Source organism: Mycobacterium shinjukuense (genome assembly GCF_010730055.1).
In the GTDB taxonomy this organism is placed as follows: domain Bacteria; phylum Actinomycetota; class Actinomycetes; order Mycobacteriales; family Mycobacteriaceae; genus Mycobacterium; species Mycobacterium shinjukuense.
The window spans coordinates 1,266,197-1,284,689 of sequence record NZ_AP022575.1 but is presented as its reverse complement, the minus strand read 5'-3'; the positions used below and the strand labels follow the sequence as shown (position 1 = coordinate 1,284,689).

The 18,493-nt window shown below is 70.7% G+C and carries 17 protein-coding genes and 1 tRNA gene; 1 reads left to right on the top strand and 17 read right to left on the bottom strand.

Features of this window, described 5'->3' with window-relative positions:
* Positions 1-13: 13 nt before the first annotated feature.
* Together G6N20_RS05615 and G6N20_RS05610 are read right to left on the bottom strand one after the other, a co-directional pair.
* Entirely contained in the window at positions 14-544 is a 531-nt protein-coding gene (locus G6N20_RS05615) for a YbhB/YbcL family Raf kinase inhibitor-like protein (protein WP_083046893.1), read from the bottom strand.
* 54 nt (positions 545-598) lie between these two features.
* Positions 599-1,954, bottom strand: coding sequence for a M20/M25/M40 family metallo-hydrolase (locus G6N20_RS05610; RefSeq protein WP_142271941.1), 1,356 nt, complete (start codon positions 1,952-1,954; stop codon positions 599-601).
* Between the two features lie 114 nt (positions 1,955-2,068).
* Here G6N20_RS05610 and G6N20_RS05605 point away from each other — a divergent pair.
* Positions 2,069-2,154, top strand: a tRNA-Leu gene (locus tag G6N20_RS05605).
* A gap of 23 nt (positions 2,155-2,177) precedes the next feature.
* On the opposite strand, the gene G6N20_RS05600 is transcribed toward G6N20_RS05605, so the two are convergent.
* The 15 genes from G6N20_RS05600 to G6N20_RS05530 form a co-directional block, all read right to left on the bottom strand.
* Positions 2,178-2,507, bottom strand: a complete 330-nt coding sequence (locus G6N20_RS05600; protein ID WP_083046891.1) for a hypothetical protein — start codon at positions 2,505-2,507, stop codon at positions 2,178-2,180.
* Between the two features lie 85 nt (positions 2,508-2,592).
* Entirely contained in the window at positions 2,593-3,360 is a 768-nt protein-coding gene (gene wag31, locus G6N20_RS05595; RefSeq protein ID WP_083046890.1) for a DivIVA-like cell division protein Wag31, read from the bottom strand.
* 252 nt (positions 3,361-3,612) lie between these two features.
* The gene (locus G6N20_RS05590; protein ID WP_083046889.1) at positions 3,613-3,903 is read right to left on the bottom strand and encodes a YggT family protein; all 291 of its coding nucleotides are present in this window, start codon (positions 3,901-3,903) and stop codon (positions 3,613-3,615) included.
* Between the two features lie 132 nt (positions 3,904-4,035).
* The gene (locus G6N20_RS05585; RefSeq protein ID WP_083046888.1) at positions 4,036-4,692 is read right to left on the bottom strand and encodes a cell division protein SepF; all 657 of its coding nucleotides are present in this window, start codon (positions 4,690-4,692) and stop codon (positions 4,036-4,038) included.
* 65 nt (positions 4,693-4,757) lie between these two features.
* Positions 4,758-5,531: a YggS family pyridoxal phosphate-dependent enzyme gene (locus tag G6N20_RS05580; protein WP_179961544.1), complete on the bottom strand. Its 774-nt coding sequence runs from the start codon at positions 5,529-5,531 to the stop codon at positions 4,758-4,760.
* Positions 5,532-5,548: 17 nt separating this feature from the next.
* Positions 5,549-6,256: a peptidoglycan editing factor PgeF gene (pgeF, locus tag G6N20_RS05575; RefSeq protein WP_163662833.1), complete on the bottom strand. Its 708-nt coding sequence runs from the start codon at positions 6,254-6,256 to the stop codon at positions 5,549-5,551.
* A gap of 32 nt (positions 6,257-6,288) precedes the next feature.
* Positions 6,289-7,428 (bottom strand): cell division protein FtsZ, encoded by a 1,140-nt coding sequence (gene ftsZ / locus G6N20_RS05570; RefSeq protein WP_083046926.1) that lies wholly within the window; start codon positions 7,426-7,428, stop codon positions 6,289-6,291.
* A gap of 195 nt (positions 7,429-7,623) precedes the next feature.
* Positions 7,624-8,493, bottom strand: a complete 870-nt coding sequence (locus G6N20_RS05565) for a cell division protein FtsQ/DivIB (RefSeq protein ID WP_083046887.1) — start codon at positions 8,491-8,493, stop codon at positions 7,624-7,626.
* On the bottom strand, positions 8,490-9,926 hold the full coding sequence (gene murC, locus G6N20_RS05560; protein WP_276003763.1) for a UDP-N-acetylmuramate--L-alanine ligase: 1,437 nt from the start codon (positions 9,924-9,926) through the stop codon (positions 8,490-8,492). Before murC ends, G6N20_RS05565 begins: the two co-directional genes overlap by 4 nt.
* Before the next feature lie 38 nt (positions 9,927-9,964).
* Positions 9,965-11,146 (bottom strand): undecaprenyldiphospho-muramoylpentapeptide beta-N-acetylglucosaminyltransferase, encoded by a 1,182-nt coding sequence (gene murG / locus G6N20_RS05555; protein ID WP_083046885.1) that lies wholly within the window; start codon positions 11,144-11,146, stop codon positions 9,965-9,967.
* Positions 11,143-12,672: a putative lipid II flippase FtsW gene (gene ftsW / locus G6N20_RS05550; RefSeq protein ID WP_083046884.1), complete on the bottom strand. Its 1,530-nt coding sequence runs from the start codon at positions 12,670-12,672 to the stop codon at positions 11,143-11,145. The genes murG and ftsW overlap by 4 nt, the downstream gene beginning before the upstream one ends.
* A 6-nt stretch (positions 12,673-12,678) precedes the next feature.
* Complete coding sequence (gene murD / locus G6N20_RS05545; protein ID WP_083046883.1) at positions 12,679-14,121, bottom strand: UDP-N-acetylmuramoyl-L-alanine--D-glutamate ligase; 1,443 nt, start codon at positions 14,119-14,121, stop codon at positions 12,679-12,681.
* A gap of 1 nt (position 14,122) precedes the next feature.
* The gene (mraY, locus tag G6N20_RS05540) at positions 14,123-15,202 is read right to left on the bottom strand and encodes a phospho-N-acetylmuramoyl-pentapeptide-transferase (protein ID WP_083046882.1); all 1,080 of its coding nucleotides are present in this window, start codon (positions 15,200-15,202) and stop codon (positions 14,123-14,125) included.
* Positions 15,199-16,713: a UDP-N-acetylmuramoyl-tripeptide--D-alanyl-D-alanine ligase gene (locus G6N20_RS05535; protein WP_083046881.1), complete on the bottom strand. Its 1,515-nt coding sequence runs from the start codon at positions 16,711-16,713 to the stop codon at positions 15,199-15,201. The genes mraY and G6N20_RS05535 overlap by 4 nt, the downstream gene beginning before the upstream one ends.
* The gene (locus tag G6N20_RS05530; RefSeq protein WP_142271935.1) at positions 16,710-18,293 is read right to left on the bottom strand and encodes a UDP-N-acetylmuramoyl-L-alanyl-D-glutamate--2,6-diaminopimelate ligase; all 1,584 of its coding nucleotides are present in this window, start codon (positions 18,291-18,293) and stop codon (positions 16,710-16,712) included. Before G6N20_RS05530 ends, G6N20_RS05535 begins: the two co-directional genes overlap by 4 nt.
* Between the last annotated feature and the right edge of the window lie 200 nt (positions 18,294-18,493).

Here is an 18,493-nt window from a genome sequence, read left to right as displayed (position 1 = left end):
CGCCGCGTGAGCTTTACTTCTGCTGGTAGGTCCCGTGGATCACCGCCCGGGCGATCGCGTGCTGGAACAGGTTGAACCCCAGATACGCGGGGCTGGCGTCGGCGGGGAGGTCGAGCCTGTCCAGCCGCACGGCGTGCACCGCGACGTAGTAGCGGTGCACGCCGTGGCCGGGCGGCGGCGCGGCGCCGACGTAGCGGCGTAGGCCGGCGTCGTTGACCAGCGTCAGCGCGCCGCCGGGCAGCTCCCGGCCGTCGCCCGCACCCTCGGGCAACTCGGTGACCTCGGCGGGCAGGTTGGCCACCGCCCAGTGCCAGAACCCGGACAGGGTCGGGGCGTCCGGGTCGTAGACCGTGACCGCGAAACTGCGCGTCTCCCCGGGAAATCCCGACCAGCTCAGCTGCGGACTGGCATCCCGTCCGCCCGCGCCCATGATTCCGCTGACCTGGGCTGTGGCCAGCGGCTGCCCGTCGGCGATCGAGTCCGAGGTCAGGATGAACGACGGGAGTTTGGGCAGCGCGTCGTAGGGGTCCGGCTTCGATGTCATGGTCAGTCCTCTCGTGTGATGGCGACTCGCCTCAATTTTTCCGACTACCTCGAACTAGCAGTGTGTCAACAGGTGGGTCAGCACCTCGGTGCCGAACCGCAGCGCGCCGACGGGTACCCGTTCGTCGACCCCGTGGAACAGCGAGGCGAAATCCAATTCCGGCGGTAACCGCAGCGGGCTGAAGCCAAAGCAGCGAATCCCCAAGCGCGCGAAGGCCTTCGCATCCGTCCCGCCGGAGAGCATGTAGGGCACGGTCCGGCCGTCGGGATCGACCGCGAGCACCGCGGCGGTCATCGCATCGACCAGATCCCCGTCGAAGCTGGTCTCATAGGACGGCAAGTCCGCGATCCACTCCCGGCTCACGTCGGGGCCGATCAACTCGTCGACCTCGGCTTCGAAAGCCGCCTGCCGGCCGGGCAGCACCCGGCAATCCACCACCGCTTCCGCGGTCGCCGGCACCACGTTGGCCTTGTACCCGGCTTTGAGCATCGTCGGGTTGGCGGTGTCGTGCAGCACGGCCTGCAGCATGCGCGCCATCGGGCCCAGCTTGTCGATCGCCCCCTCCAGGTCGGGCGATTCGGGGTCGAAGGTGAAGCCGGTCTCCTCGCTGACCGCGGCCAGGAACTGGGCGACGGTGTCGGTGCACACCAGCGGAAACCGGTGACGGCCCAGCCGGGCGACCGCTTCGGCGACGGCGGTGACCGCGTTGTGGTCGTGCACCATCGAGCCGTGTCCGGCCCGGCCCCGGGCGGTCAGCCGCATCCACTGGATGCCCTTCTCGGCCGTCTCGATCAGGTAGAGGCGGCGCTCACCGCCGTCGCGTCGGGGAACCGTCAGGGAAAAACCGCCGACCTCGCCGATCGCCTCGGTGACACCGTCGAACAAATCGGGCCGATTGTCGACCAGCCACTGCGAGCCATACCTGCCGCCGTGCTCCTCGTCGGCGAGGAAGGCGAACACCACGTCACGCGGCGGCACGATGCCGGCCTTGCGGAGCCTGCGGGCGACCACGACCATCATGCCGACCATGTCCTTCATGTCGACCGCGCCGCGGCCCCACACGTAGTCGTCTTCGATCGCACCGGAAAACGGGTGCACGCTCCATTCGGCCGGCTCGGCCGGCACCACGTCGAGGTGCCCGTGGACCAGCAGCGCCCCGCGGGAGCCGGCTTCGCCTTGGGCACCCGCCAACCGGGCGAACACGTTGCCCCGGCCGGGCGCACCGGATTCGACATATTCGGTCTGGTAGCCGACCTCGGCGAGCCGCTCGGCGATCCACTGCGCGCACTCGGCCTCGCCCTTGGTCGTCGCGGGTTCGCCGGTGTTGGTGGTGTCGAAGCGGATCAACCGGCTGACAACCTCGACAACATCGTCGCTCGGCTCGGTTGCCGCCGTGGTCTCGACCATCACAGTCACCTTTCCTATCACTCGCGGCGCCGCCCAGCCCCGGCCCATCCATGCCGAGCCCGGTTGGGCTGACGCTAGCCAATCCGATAGCCTTAGCTGCTACCCCGGGTGGGTCTTGTCCGAGTGGCGGAATGGCAGACGCGCTAGCTTGAGGTGCTAGTGCCCTACTCATGGGCGTGGGGGTTCAAGTCCCCCCTCGGACACGCTTTCGGCCCGCCGACGGGCGCTACCTGGTGCCCTCGTCGCCGCTGTGGTCGGCGGACACCGGTGACTCCTCGGTCGCTTCGGAACCGGTGTCGTCGGCGGCGCCAGCCTCCCCGGCGTCGGCCTCGTCCGGGTAATCGACGGCCTCCTCGACCTCCGCGGGCTCGTCGGACTCGGCGTGATCGCCGGCCGCATGGTGCTGACGCTCCCGGATCGCATCGACGATCAGCAGCACCACACCCAGCGCGCTGGCCCCGATGCACACCCAGGCCACCAACTCGTTGCTGGTGACGACCGCGAATACCAACGCGACGAGCCCGATCAGGGCCAGCACGAGCGCAATGATCAGCACGGGTCATCCTCCAGCCGGCGAGCAGCGACTGCCAAACCTACCAGGGCCCTGGAGCCGACCCGGAGTCTGACGCGCGACCGCCGATCTAGTTATTACCCCGATTGAACTGATCGAACCCACCGGCATCCGCGCTGGAATCGACCGGCGCCGCCGAGCCGCGCTGGCCGAGCTCCTCCAGCTGGGATTCCAGGTAGGTCTTGAGCCGGGTGCGGTACTCACGTTCGAACGTGCGCAGTTGCTCGAGACGGCCTTCCAGCACCGTGCGCTGCTGGTTGATGGTCCCCATGATCTCGGAGTGTTTGCGTTCGGCGTCGGCCTGCAGGGCGTCGGCCTTCTCTTGTGCCTGACGCAACTGAGCCTCGGACCGGCTTTGAGCATCGGCCAACATCGCGTCGGCGCGTTGCCGGGCCTCGGCGACCGTGACCTCCGCGGTGTGCCGGGCCTCGCTGAGGATCTGGTCGGCGTTGGCGCGGGCATCGGCCAACATCTTGTCCGACTCGGCCTTGGCCGTGCCGGTGAGCCGGTCAGCGGTGTCTTGCGCCAGGCTCAGGACGCGAGCCGCCTTCAGGGCCTGTTCCTCGGTCGTCCCCACCGCGGCCGGTTTGGCTTCCGGTTCGTAGACCGGAACTGCCTGAGCAACGGTGGGAGCGGCGCCGGGGCCACCGGCCGCGGCCAGCTCCTGGTCTAGCTCATGGATTCGTTGACGCAGATCGGAGTTCTCCTCGATGAGCCGCGTCAACTCGTTTTCCACCAGGTCAAGGAAGGCGTCAACCTCATCTTCGTTGTACCCGCGCTTGCCGATGGGCGGCTTACTGAACGCCACATTGTGGACGTCGGCAGGTGTCAGCGGCATTCTTTGTCCCCTCGAGTTCCTGGACGGTCAAACAATCTGGAAAGTGTAGAACGGTGCGGTAGCCGTCGTGCAACTACCGTCCATCCTGTCACACCAGACTCGGCGGTTGCCGATTGGACGAATAAATAAGGACCAATTTCAATCTCTAAGGCAAATAAATCACATTCCTTAGATTCGAAAATCGCACGCGCCAAACTTGTCGCCGAATCGTGGCCGAACCGTCGCCCAAACCCCAGCCCGGCGGCCTGCGGCTCACGTTGCGGCGCCGAACGCCAGCTGCATGCCGATGAATGCGATCAGCAGCAGCACCATGATGGACAGGTCGAAGCGGACCGCGCCGATGGTGAGTTGCGGGATCAGCCGGCGTAGCAGTTTCACCGGCGGATCGGTGACCGACATGATGAGCTCCAGTATTACCACGGTGATACCGGTGGGCCGCCAGTCACGGCTGAACGAGCGGATGAACTCGACGACCACCCGAGCGATCAGCAGCAGCCAGAAGACGAAGAGCCCAAACCCGAGGATCTGAAAAAACAGCGCCAACGAAAGCCCGACCTTACCGATGAGGATGTCAATATGCCGCCCGTGCGGGCGGCATGGGCAAGCCTACCGACTCACCGGACCAGGTGGACTCGCAACCCGGTGACCGCCGAGACCGCCAACCGGCGGTCGCGGCTATTGGTAAGCGTAGAAGCCGGTTTCGGCGATCCGGCGGCGCTCCTCGGGGGACACGTCGATGTCCGCGGGCGACAGCAGGAATACCTTGGTGGCGACCTTGTCGAACGAGCCGCGCAGCGCGAAGGCCAAGCCGGCCGCAAAGTCGACCAGCCGTTTGGCATCGGCGTTGTCCATCGAGACCAGATCCATGATGACCGGGGTGCCGTCGCGGAACCGCTCGCCGATGGTGCGGGCCTCGCTGTAATCCTTGGGCCGCAGCGTGGTGATCTTCGACAGCGGATGGCCTTCCTCGAACATCATCGCCATCCGGCGCGGGTCCATCGCCAGCGCACCGCGGGTGGAGCCGCGCAACCACGACCCGAACCGGGGCCGGGCCATCTCGGTGCGGTCGAACTCGCGGGGCGCAAAACGGGGTTCGTCGGGGTAGCCGCCGCGATAGCTGCTGGGCGGCGGATAGTCGGCGGGTTCGCGGAGGTCGCCACGCGGGTCCCGGCGGGGATCGTCGTAGTCGCGGCGTTCGTAGCGGCCGTAATCGTCGTCGAATCGGGACCGCGAATAGCCCCGCGAGGGCGCGCGGTCGTCGTAATAGTCGTCGTCGTAGTCCTCCATCGGAGCCATACCGAAGTAAGCCTTGACCTTGTGCAGTGTGCTCATCGTGTGACCCCTTCTAACCCTGGGAGAGTTGTTGCCTGTGATGAAGGTGTGACTACAGTGACTACTTACGGTGACCGTAACCGCCGAGGACCCATGAGTGCGGTACCGACACGCACACACGTCGAACCATGTTTGACGGCGATTTCCAGGTCCCCGGACATGCCGGCGGACAATCCGACCGCCGTCGGGAACGATTCGAGCACCCTGGCGTGCTCGCATTGCAGCCGGTCATAGGCCCGGTCGGGGTCCCAGTCCAGCGGCGGAATGCCCATCAGGCCAACCAGTTCCAGGCTCTGCGACTGCTGGACCTGCGCGCAGATCCGGTCAACGGCGCCAGGCTTGTTTAGGTCCACGCCGCCCCGGGACGGGTCGCCGTCCAGGCTGACCTGGACGTAGACCCGCAGCCGACCGTCGCGCCGACGCTCGGCCTGCGCCGCGGCAACCGCCCTCTCCAGCGCGGTCACTAGCCGCGCGCTGTCCACCGAGTGCGCGGTGTGCGCCCAGCGGGCCAGCGACCGGACCTTGTTCCGCTGAATCCTGCCCACCATGTGCCACTGGATGCCGCCGGAGCCCGCTCGCAGGGGAACCGCACACAGCCGCGCGAGTTCGACAACCTTTGCCGCGGCCTCCTGCTCTCGCGATTCGCCAACGGCCCGACAACCCAGCCGGGACAAAATCGCCACATCGGTTGCTGGAAAGAATTTGGTAATCGGCAGCAGTTGAATTTCTCCCACGTTCCGGCCCGCCGCCTCTGCGGCCGCGACGAGCCGCGATCGCACCGCCGCCAACGCGTGCATCAATTCCGATTGGCGCTCGCCCTCCGTGCCGGCGGCCGGCATCTCCACCACCATCGCGGTCATTCCATCCACACCAACGACGCCAGCCGCCCGGTGGGATTGCTGCGCCGATGACTGAAAAGGGTCGGGTCGGCCACCGTGCAGCGCGGGTCGACCTCGATGGACGTCACACCCAAATCCCTGAGTTGGCAAGCGATTCCGGCGCGAATGTCGAGAGCGGCGGTTCCGGCGGAGGTGGTGGCGCGGCTGCCCGGCAACGCCGCCTCGACGTCGTCGGCCATCTCCGGCGGCACTTCGTAGTTGCGGCCACTGACCGCCGGGCCCAAAAGCGCCGACATGTCGCCGGCGTGTGCACCCAGCTCCAGCATGGCCGCCACCGCCCGGGCCACCACACCGCGCTGCGCGCCCACCCGACCGGCGTGCACCGCCCCCACGACACCGGCGCGCGCGTCGGCCAGCAGAACCGGCACACAGTCCGCGGTCAACACGGCCAGCGCCAGTCGGGGCGTGCCGGTCACCAACGCGTCGGTGTCGCCCACCGCCGCCTCGCGCGGCCCGTCGACCACCGCCACCCGGACGCCGTGCACCTGGTTCATCCACAGCACGCGATCCCCGGTCAGGCCGATGGCCGCGGCCAGCCGGGCGCGGTTGGCCGCCACCGCCGCCGGGTCGTCGCCGACGTGATCGGCCAGGTTGAAGGTGTCGAACGGCGGCACCGACACGCCGCCGGCCCGGGTGGTCACCACCCGGCGGATGCGAACGCTCACCTGTTCAGTATCCGGAGTCCGTGGCCGGCCCCTCAGCGGCGCATGAAGGGTGGCACGTCGACGTCGTCGTCGTCGCCGCCGATGCTCAGGGTGGAGCCGTTGGTGTGGATCGGCACGCTCACCGCGTCGACCGGCTCGAACAGCGTCGAGCTGAGCTTGCCCGCCTTGGCCGACTCGATGCGGTGAGCGCCGCCGGTCTCGCCCAGCAACGGCTTGCGACCCGCGCCGTTGGCGTCGAAGCCGGCCGCGATGACGGTGACCCGCACCTCGTCGCCGAGCGAGTCGTCGATCACGGTCCCGAAGATGATGTTCGCGTCTTGGTGGGCGGCGTCCTGCACCAGCGAGGCCGCCTCGTTGATCTCGAAAAGGCCCAGGTCGCTGCCGCCCGCGATGGACATCAGCACCCCCCGCGCGCCCTCCATCGAGGCCTCCAGCAGCGGCGAGTTGATGGCGATCTCGGCGGCCTTGAGCGACCGGCCCTCTCCGCGGGCCGAACCGATGCCCATCAGCGCGGTGCCGGCACCGGACATGATGCCCTTGACGTCGGCGAAGTCGACGTTGATCAGGCCGGGGGTGGTGATCAGATCGGTGATCCCCTGCACGCCGTTGAGCAGCACCTCGTCGGCGCTGCGGAAGGCGTCCATCAGGGACACCGCGGCGTCGCCCATCTGCAGCAACCGGTCGTTGGGGATCACGATGAGGGTGTCGCAACTCTCGCGCAGCGCCGCGATGCCGGCTTCGGCCTGATTGCCGCGGCGCTTGCCCTCGAACGAGAACGGTCGGGTGACCACCCCGACCGTCAACGCACCCAGCTTGCGGGCGATGCTGGCGACGACGGGCGCCCCGCCGGTGCCGGTGCCGCCGCCTTCACCGGCGGTGACGAACACCATGTCGGCGCCGCGCAGCAGCTCCTCGATCTCGTCCTTGGCGTCCTCGGCGGCCTTGCGTCCGACCTCGGGATCGGCGCCGGCGCCCAGCCCGCGGGTGGAATCGCGGCCGACGTCGAGTTTGACGTCGGCGTCGCTCATCAACAGCGCCTGCGCATCGGTGTTGATCGCGATGAACTCCACACCCTTGAGGCCCTGTTCGATCATCCGGTTGACGGCGTTGACGCCGCCGCCACCGATGCCCACGACCTTGATCACGGCCAGGTAGTTGTGCGGGGGGGTCATCATTCGTCTTCCTCCCTGGTGGGGCGGTTCTCCGGCGGTGTGTCTGCTTGCAAAACTCTCAACCTCAACCATAGAGTTAGAGTTATGTCAAGTAGCTCCGTGTAACCAGAACCGTATGGTGATGACGCGGGCTAGCCGTGCAGGCGCGCCGAGGTGCGGCACGCATTTTTTGTGGGCGCGACCGGCTCTACGGCGCTATTTCACGGTCGGCAGATCGGGGCTGGACACGTCGTAGGTCCGCCCGGGCTGCGTCAACAGCGCCGCCAGCTTCTCGGCCTTTTCCTCGCAGCGATCGGTGGTCCCCCAGATCACCATCCGCCCGTCGGACAGCGTGAGGGTGATCGCGGACACCGACGGGGCCGCGATCCGGCCTACCTGGCCGGCGACCTCCGGACGCAGCAGGCTCAACACCTTGAGTGCGGCCAGGGTGGCCGGATCACTGGGACCGGGATCGGCGACATCGAGGTAGGGCAGCGCCGCGGGTGGCTGATCGGTCGCGAAGTCCACGCCGTCGCGGTCGAACAGGTGGGGGCCGTCGGGATAGTCCTTCACCACCACCGGAAGTCGCTCGACGATCGTGATCCGCAGCGCCGACGGGTACTGGCGCTGGACCCGCGCGCTGGCCACCCGCCGGATCGCGGCCACCCGGTCGGCGACGACGTTCGTGTCGATCTGCAGCAACGGCGTCCCGGGCCGTACCCGCGCCACGTCGATGACCTCCTCCCGGGTCACCGCCCCGGTTCCGGTGACCACGATCTCGCGAGCCGACATCACCGGGGTGAAATACAGCACCAGCGCGAGCGCGATCCCCACGATGACCGCCACCATCGTCGTCAGCAGCATTGTCAACCCGCGAACCACCCCGCGGGCAGCGGGTTTGGGGGGGGTGGGCTCGGTGGCGACCCGCCCGCGGCCTCGCCGCTTGGCCGCGCGACGAGCCTGCTCGATCGCGGCGGCACGAGCCTGGGCTGCGCGGCGCTCCGCCCGTTCGCGACGAGCCCGCCGGCGCGGGCCCTCGAATTCGGAGGAGGGCTCGGTCGGGCAGCCGTCGTCCGGCCCGGTCACCGCAACACCCCCGGCCGGCCGGGCGCGCCGCGATTGGCCCGCGCCCGCAGCGCGGTCAGGATCTCCGGCCCCAGCAAGGTCACGTCTCCGGCGCCCATGGTGACGATCACATCGCCCGGGCCGGCGGCCGCGGCCACCTGCTCGGCGACCGCCGAGAAGTCCGGGACATAGCGCACCGGGACGCCGACGTGCTCGGCGACGCTGGCGCCGCTGACACCGGCCAGCGGCTGCTCTCTGGCGCCGTACACGTCGAGGACGAACACCTGGTCGGCCGCGTCCAGCGCGCGGCCGAACTCGGCAGCGAAAGCCTTTGTCCGCGAATACAAATGGGGCTGGAAGACGACCAGCAGACGACCGCCGTCACTGTGCTCGAGCACGGTACGCACCGCCACCAGCGTCGCGCTGATCTCGGTGGGGTGGTGGGCGTAGTCGTCGAACACCCGCACCGCTGCGTGGCCGTCCCCAACGGCCCCCACCAGGTCGAACCGCCGGCGCACCCCCTCGAAACCGGCCAGGCCGTCGAGCACCACGTCGACCGGGGCGCCCACCTGCATCGCCGCCAGCAGCGCACCCAGCGCGTTGAGCGCCATGTGCCGGCCGGGAACCGAGAGCCGCATCACCCGCGGGTGCGGTTCGCCGGCCAGCTGGATGTGCGCGACCGCGTCGACACCCTGTTGCTCCCAGGACACCAACGTGGCCGCCAAGGTCTCCCCCCCGACCGGCGTGGAGCCGTAGCGCAGCACCCGAATACCCAGCTCGGCGGTGCGCTGGGCCAGCGCGGCTGCGCCGGGATCGTCGGTGCACACCACCAGCGCGCCCCCGGGCGCCAGCCGCTCCACGAACGAGTCGAACACCGCGACATAGGCCTGGGCGCTGCCGTAGAAGTCCAGGTGATCGGACTCGATGTTGGTGACCACCGCGACGTCGGGCGTGTATTCCAACAGCGAGCCGTCGCTTTCGTCGGCTTCGGCGACGAAGCAGTCGCCACTGCCGTGGTGGGCGTTGGTGCCGGCCTCGCCGAGTTCACCGCCGACGGCGAACGACGGGTCCCGCCCACAGTGCTGCAGGGCAACGATGAGCATCGACGTCGTCGTCGTCTTGCCGTGGGTGCCGGTGACCATCAACGCGGTCCGGCCGGCCATCAGCTTGGCAAGCACGACCGGGCGCAACATCACCGGGATGCCGCGGCGGCGGGCCTCGACCAGCTCGGGGTTGGTTTTCGGGATGGCGGCGCGGGTGGTGATGACCGCGGTCGCCCCGCCCGGCAGCAGGTCCAGCGCCGACGGGTCGTGACCGATGCGGATCAGCGCCCCCCGGGCGCGCAGCGCGTGCACCCCCCGCGACTCCTTGGCGTCCGACCCGGACACCAGCGCGCCGCGGTCGAGCAGGATGCGGGCGATGCCGGACATGCCGGCCCCGCCGACGCCGACCATGTGCACCCGCCGCAGCTCGGGCGGCAACGGCCCGCCGGTCACCGCCGTCTCCCGGCGGTGACCTCCCCGGCACGCGACCGCCGGGCCACATCCAGCGCCGCCCGGGCCACCTGGTGGGCGGCGTCGGGATGGCCCACCCGGGCGGCGGCCGCCGTCATGCCGGCCAGCCGCGCCGAGTCGGTGAGCAGCCCGACCACCTCCCGGGCCACCAGTCCCGGCGTCAGGTCGGCATCGGCGACCAGCATCCCGCCGCCGGCGTTGACCACCGGCAGCGCGTTGAGCCGTTGCTCCCCGTTGCCGATCGGCAGCGGCACGTAGATGGCCGGCAAACCGACCGCGGACACCTCCGCCACCGTCATCGCCCCGGACCGACAGATCACCAAGTCCGCGGCGGCGTAGGCCAGATCCATCCGGTCCAGGTAGGGCAACGCCACGTACGGCGGCTCACCCCGGGCAGGCTGGCGCAGCTGCAGGACGTTCTTGGGCCCGTGGGCGTGCAGCACCGAAACACCGGCGGCGGCCAGGTCGGCGGCGGCCGCGCAGACCGCCCGGTTCAGCGAGGCCGCGCCCTGCGAGCCGCCGAACACCAGCAACACCCGCGCGTCGGCGGCGAAGCCGAAGTGGGCCCGCGCCTGGGCCCGCAGCGCCGCGCGGTCCAGCGTGGTGATCGCCGCCCGCACCGGCACGCCGACCACCTCGGCGCGCCGCAGCCCCGAGTCCGGCACCGCGGCCAGCACCCGGTCGGCGGTGCGGGCGCCGACCCGGTTGGCCAGCCCCGCCCTGGCATTGGCCTCGTGGATCACCACCGGGATGCGCCGCCTGCGCCCGGGGATGCCGGGGACACCCCGTGCGGCCAGGTAGGCCGGCAGCGCCACATACCCGCCGAAGCCGACGACGACGTCGGCGTCCACCTGGTCAAGCACCGCCCTGGTCTCCCGGACGGCGCGCCACACCCGCGGTGGCAGCCGGGCCAGGTCGCCGCCGAGCTTACGCGGCAGCGGCACCGCGGTGATCAGCTCGAGGTGATAGCCCCGCTCGGGCACCAACCGCGTCTCCAGCCCCCGCGGGGTGCCCAGCGCGGTGATCCGGACCCGCGCACGCAGGGCGCTCAACGCGTCGGCGACGGCCATCGCGGGCTCCACGTGGCCGGCGGTGCCGCCGCCGGCCAGCACGACCGACAGCGATGGGCCGCCGGCCGGCTCCCTGACCGAGTCGTTCACCCGTAACGCTGACCTTCCAACGCGCGAACGCGCCGTGTATGACGCTGGCCGGCCCCCTGACTGACGCGGTGTCGGCCAGATCCATGATGCTCCCCCGCACGCGGGTGGGGCCCCCAGGCCGGCATCCGGGCGGTCCGGCCAGATCGGCGCGCACCCAAAGCGGCCGCTCGAGGTGCCGACGGCCGCCGGGGCTTGGCGACCGCCGGCCTCGAGTGCGGCCACGTGCGGTCGCGGAACGCCTCCAGCCGGGTCGGCACATACGGTTCCGGTGGCGGCAGCCGCAACAGCCGGTTCACCTTGTCGTCGCGTCCGGCCCGCAGCGCGGCCACCGCCTCCGGCTCGTGGCGGGCCGCGTTGGCGAGGATCCCGATCAGTGAAAGTGTTGCGGCCGTGGAGGTTCCTCCCGCCGAGATCAGCGGCAGCTGCAGGCCGGTGACCGGCAACAGCCCGATCACATAGCCGATGTTGATGAACGCCTGCCCGAGCACCCACAGCGTCGTGGTGGCGGTCAGCAGCCGCAGGAATGGGTCGGCCGATCGACGCGCGATCCGCATGCCGGTGTAGGCGAACAATCCGAACAGCCCCAGCAGCCCGAGCGCACCGACCAGGCCCAGCTCCTCGCCGATGATCGCGAAGATGAAGTCGTTGTGCGCGTTGGGCAGATAGTTCCACTTGGCCACGCCCTGGCCCAGGCCATCGCCGAAGATGCCGCCGTGGGCCAGCGCGAACTTCGCCTGCCGGGCCTGGTAACCGGAGTCCTGCGGGTCGTTGTCGGGGTTCAGCCAGGACCGCACCCGGTCGGACCGGTAACCCGCGGACACCGCCAGGATCGCCGCGGAGATCACGACCGCCGCCAGCGAGCTGAGGAACACCCGCAGCGGCAGTCCGCCGTACCACAGCAAGCCCAACAAGATGATGCCCATCGACACCGTCTGCCCCAGGTCGGGCTGCGCCACGATCAGCGCCAGCGCGACGACGGCCGCCGGCACCAGCGGGATCAGCATCTCGCGCAGCGACGCCCGCTCCATCCGCCGGGCGGCCAGCAGGTGCGCACCCCAGATGGCGAACGCGATCTTGGTCAGCTCGGACGGCTGCATCGACAACCCGGCGAACACGAACCACCCGCGAGAGCCGTTGGCCTCCTTGCCAATTCCGGGAACAAGCACCAGCACCAACAACACGATGGTGATCGCGAAGCCGGCGAACGCGATGCGGCGCATGAACCGCACCGACATCCGCAACGCGACATAGCACCCGAGCAGCCCAACGATGGTCCACAGCAGCTGTTTGCCGAAGATCACCCACGCCGAACCGTCGTCGTCGTAGGAGCGCACCCCCGAAGCCGACAGCACCATGATCAGGCCCAGGCTCGTCAGCAACGCGGCAACGGCGATGATCAGGTGAAACGAGGTCAGGGGTCGACCCAGCCAGGCGCCGAATCGGGTGCGCGGCTCGGCCCCTGGGGGTTGGGAACCGTCGGTGTCGTTGGTGCCCCGGCGCCACGGCCGGGTCAGCGCGCGACCCACACCGGCCTACCGGATCGCCGCGCGCACGGCGGCCGCAAACGCCTCGCCACGCTCGGCGTAGTCGCCGAACTGGTCGAATGACGCGCCGGCGGGCGCCAGCAGCACCGTGTCGCCGGGGGTGGCCATGTCCCGGGCGGCGGCCACGGCCGCGGTCATCACCCGGGCGCCCACGGAATCGCCGGAATCATTAACTTTTGTCACGCAAGCAACATCAGTCCCATACATATCAGCATCCTCGCCTGTCACAACCTGGACGACGGGGACCTTGGGCGCGTGTCGCGATAACGCCTCGGCAACCACCGCGCGATCTCGGCCGATCAGCACCGCACCGACCAGCCGGGACGCCATCCCGGCGACCTCGGCGTCCAGGGACGCGCCCTTGAGCAGACCACCGGCCAGCCACACCACCCGCGGGTAGGCCAGCACCGAAGCCAGCGCGGCGTGCGGGTTGGTGGCCTTGGAGTCGTCGACGTAGGTGATGCCGTCGGCGACGGCCACCACCTCGGACCGATGCCGGCCCACCCGAAACGACGCGATCGCTTCGGCGATCGCACCGGCGGGCACCCCGACCGAGCGGGCCAGCGCCGCCGCGGCCAGCGCATCCAGCACCCCGACCGGGCCCGGCACCGGTATCGACGCGACCGGGGCCAGCGCCAGATCGTCGGCGAACGCCCGGTCCACCAGGTGGCCGTCGCGCACCCCGAGCTCCCCGGCGGCCGGTTGACCCAGCCGGAATCCGACCCGCACCCGCGCCGGCGCGGCGTTCAGCAGGGCGGCCGCCCGGCGGTCGTCCAGCCCGGCCACCGCCACCCGGCCGGTCAGCACCCGGGCCTTGGCCGCGCTGTACTCGGCCATCGTGGGATGCCAGTCCAAATGGTCCTCGGCGATGTTGAGCACCGCGCCCGCCTCCGGGCGCAGCGAGGGCGCCCAGTACAGCTGGAAACTGGACAACTCCACGGCCAGCAGATCGGCGGGCTCATCGAGCATGTCCAGCACCGGACTGCCGATGTTGCCGCACAGCACGCTGCGGCGCCGGTCCGCGGTCAGCATGGCGTGCAGCATCGACGTCGTGGTGGTCTTGCCGTTGGTGCCGGTCACCACCAGCCAGCGCCGCGGCCGCCCGTAGCGGCCCGCCGCGTCCAGCCGCCAGGCCAACTCCACGTCGCCCCAGATGGGCACGCCCGCCGCCGCGGCCGCGGCCAGCACCGGCGCCTCGGGGCGGTATCCGGGACTGGCGACCACCAGGGCATACCGGGCGATCCGCGGGATCGCCTCGGAGGGGTGCGCGGTGGCCACCCCGCGTACGGCGTAGGGCCGCAGCATGGCCGGATCGTCGTCACACACCGTCGGCGTCGCACCCCAGCGCGCCAGCGCGGATTGCACCGCCTGACCGGTCACCCGCCCACCGGCCACCAGCACGGGCGCCCCCGGCGCCAGCGGATCGAGCATGTCAGGCACCGATGCCGGCCAGCCACTCGCCGTAAAACAGGGCCACGCCCAGACCGCAGGTGATCGCGGTGAGCAGCCAGAATCGGATGATCACCGTGGTTTCGGCCCAGCCGAGCAGCTCGAAGTGGTGGTGAAACGGCGCCATGCGGAACACCCGGCGGCCGGTGGTTCGAAAGGCCAGGATCTGCACCACCACCGAGGTGATTTCGGCGACGAACAGCGCGCCCAGCACCACCGCGAGGATCTCGGTCCGGCTGGTGATCGACAACCCGGCGATGACCCCGCCCAGCGCCAGCGACCCGGTGTCGCCCATGAAGATCTTGGCGGGTGCGGCGTTCCACCACAGAAAGCCGATGCAGGCACCGGCGGTCGCGGCCGCGATGAGCGCCAGGTCCAGCGGATCGCGCACGTTGTAACAACCCAGGCCGGGCGCGGTGACGCAGGCGTTGCGGTACTGCCAGAAGGTGATCAGCACGTAGGCGGCGGTGACCATCGCCATGCAGCCCGCGGCCAGCCCGTCCAGGCCGTCGGTGAAGTTGACCGCGTTGGACCAGGCGCTCACCACCACCACGCAGAACAGCACGAACAGCGCCGGAGCCAGCGTGACGGTGGCGATCTCGCGCACGTAGGACAAGTCCGCGCTGCCCGGTGTCAGGCCGGCGGGGTTGCGGAATTGCAACACCAACACCGCGAACAGCACCGCGGAGGTGATCTGCCCGACCGTCTTGGCGGTCTTGTTCAACCCCAGGTTGCGCGACCGGCGGATCTTGATCAGATCGTCGATGACCCCGACGCCGCCCAGCGCGGTGGCCAGGCCCAGCACCAGCAGACCCGACGCGGAGATGCCTTCGCCGTCGAACGCCAGCCCGGCCAGGTGGGTACCGACGTAGCCCGCCCACATGCCGGCCAGGATCGCCACCCCGCCCATCGATGGCGTACCGCGTTTGGTGTGGTGGCTGGGTGGGCCATCGTCGCGGATCTGGTGGCCGAATCCCTGCTTGGTGAACAACCGGATCAGCGCCGGGGTCAGCAGGATGGACACCGTCAACGCGATGGCGACGGCGATGAGGATCTGCCTCATGGACTTGCCGTCCGCTCACCGGCGCCGTCGGCGATCAGCGCGTCGGCCAGCGCCCCGAGCCCGGCCGCGTTGGACGCCTTGACCAGCACCACATCCCCGGGCCGCAGCTCGGCCCGCAGCAGGGTCAGCGCGGCGTCGGCGTCGGCCACGGTGACGGCCCCTCGGTCGGCCCCCCACGAACCCTCCATGACCGCTCCGTGGTGCATGGCGCTCATCGACCTCCCGGTTCCCACGACAACGAGTCGAGACACATCTAAGCGCACCGCGAGCCGGCCGATGCGATCGTGCTCGGTGATCGCGTCGTCGCCGAGCTCGGCCATCTCGCCCAGCACCGCCCAGCTGCGCCGGGCTCCCCGGGCGATCCAGGCCAGGGCCTGCAGCCCGGCCCGCATCGAGTCGGGGTTGGCGTTGTAGGAGTCGTCGATCACCGTCACCCCGTCGCCGCGGGTGAACACCTGCATCCGGTGTCGCGACACCGGCCCGGCGGCGGCAAGCGCGGCCGCCACCTGGTGGAGGCTGGCGCCGCACTCCAGGGCGGCCGCACCCGCGCACAGGGCGTTGGTGACCTGGTGGTCGCCGTATACCGCGAGCCGGACCTGGGCGTGGGCATTGTTGGCGTGCAGCGTGAAGCGCGGCCGGGCCAGCGCATCCAGGGACACCGGGCCGGCCCAGACGTCGGCGCCCCCCGCGCCGGTGCTCGGGGCGCGGCTGACCCGTACCACCCGGGCCGCGGTCACCTCGGCCATCGCCGCCACCGCCGGGTCGTCGACATTGAGGATGACCACACCGGATCGCGGAACCGCTTGCGGCAGTTCGGCTTTGGTTCGTGCGATGACCTCACGGGAGCCGAACTCCCCCAGATGGGCGGTGCCGACGTTGAGCACCACCCCGATCGACGGCGGCGCGATCCGGGCCAGCGCGGCGATGTTGCCGGGATGCCGTGCCGACATCTCCACGACCAGGTAGTCGGTGTCACGGGTGGCGCGCAACACCGTCCACGGATGACCCAGCTCGTTGTTGAAGGATCCGGGCGGGGCCACCACCTCGCCCAGCGGACGCAGCACCGCGGCCACCAGGTCCTTGGTCGACGTCTTGCCCGACGAGCCGGTGATCCCGACGATCCTCAGGCCCCCCGCGGCCAACTCCGCGGCCACCGCCTCGGCCAGCCTGGCCAGCGCGGCTAGCACCGCCGCGCCCGACCCGTCGGCGTCGTGGTCAAGCACCCCGGCCCCCGACCGCACGGCCGCGTCGGGCGGCACCACGATCGCCGGCACCCCGACCGGCCGGGCGGCCAGTACGGCGACCGCCCCGGCCGCGACCGCTGCCGCCGCGTGGTGGTGACCGTCGGTGCGCGCCCCCGGCAGCGCCACGAACAACCCGCCCGGGCCGACGGCGCGCGAGTCGAACTCGACGGTTCCGGTGACGCGCCGGTGCGCCGCGTCCTGGCCGGAGATATCGGCCAGCGTGCCGCCCACGATGTCGGCGATCTGGGCGACGGACAAGTCGATCATGCGCGCGCCTCCAGGGCCCGGGCCAGCTCCACCCGGTCGTCGAACGGGCGGACCCGTCCGCCGCCGTGTTGCCCGGTCTCGTGACCTTTGCCGGCGACGAGCACCACGTCACCGGGTCCGGCCCAGGCGACCGCGTGCCGGATCGCGGCCCGCCGGTCGGCGATCTCGACCAGCTGCGCCGCACCGCCGCCGGCGGCCGCCCCTTCCAGGATGTCGCGGCGGATCGCCGCCGGATCCTCGTCGCGCGGGTTGTCGTCGGTGACGACGACCAAATCGGCCAACCGCGCGGCGATCCGGCCCATGGGCGCCCGCTTACCGGGGTCGCGGTCGCCGCCGGCGCCGAACACCACGGCCAGCCGGCGGTCCGGGTGCCGCAGGGCGGTCAGCACCGCCCGCAGGGCTTCCGGCTTGTGGGCGTAATCGACCAGCGCAACAAAGTCCTGGCCGCGGTCGATTTCCTGCAGGCGCCCCGGTACCCGGGTCTCGCGTAGGCCCGGCGCCGCCTGTTCCGGGCTGACCCCGACCTCGTCCAGAATCGCCAGGGCGACAAGGCAGTTGGTGACGTTGTAGCGGCCCGGTAGCCGGATTCCGATGCGGTGGTGCACGCCGGCGGGGTCGACGGCGGTGAACTCGCCGCCCATGGGCGCCACGTCGCCGACGCGCCAGCGCGCGGGCCGGTCGGCGGCGCTGACGGTGATCGCGTCGCCGGCCCGCGCCGCCATCGCGCGGCCGGCCTCGTCGTCGACGCATACCACGACGGTGCGGGCGCGCAGCGTCGACGCCGGGTCGAACAGCGCCGCCTTGGCTTCGAAGTAGTCGGCCATGCTGGGGTGAAAGTCCAGGTGGTCGCGGGAGAGGTTGGTAAAGCCGGCGACCGCGAACCGGGTGCCGTCCACCCGGCCCAGTGTCAGCGCGTGACTGGACACCTCCATGACGACGGTGTCCACCCCACGTTCGGACATCGCCGCCAGCATCGCCTGCAGCGCGGGCGCCTCCGGCGTGGTCAGGGCGCTGGGAATGTCGACGCCGTCGATGCGAACGCCGATCGTGCCGATCAGCCCGGCGATGCGCCCGGCGGCGCGCAGGCCGGCCTCGACCAGATAGCTGGTGGTGGTCTTGCCCGATGTCCCGGTGATGCCGACGACCGTCATCCGCTGCGACGGATGCCCATAGACCGCGGCGGCCAGGCCGCCGAGCACGCGGCGCGGCGCGGGATGCACCAGCACCGGCACGGCCGCGAGCCGCCCGGCCATCTCGGCGACCCCGGCCGCGTCGGTGAGCACCGCGACCGCGCCGCGTTGGATCGCGTCCCCGGCGTAGCGCGCGCCGTGGGTGGTCGAGCCGGCCAGCGCGGCGAACAGGTCACCGGGCCGCACGTCCTGGGCGCGCAGCGTCACGCCGGTGACCGACACCTCGGGGGCGGTGGCCGGGTGATCGCGGCGATCGGCCGGCGCCGCGCCGGCCTGGGCCGCCAACGCGGCCAGCCGCACGCCGGTGACGGCCTTGGGGCGCAACCCAGTGGGCACCGACTCCACTTCCGACTCCACCTCCATCCATCGCCGAGCGCCGGGACCGGCCATGACACCCTACCTAGACACCGGGCGGGGCTACCGGCGACAACAGCGGCCATCAGCACAACCGCGTAGCACCGGCCGACACACCCTGAGTAGTGTGCGACCCCCACGGCTCAGATATACGTCGTTTGGCCGATGACTCTGGTCGGCGCGCGTCGCAGACTCGAAGCCCAGCGCGTCGTTCAAAGGAAAGCGAGCATTGAACG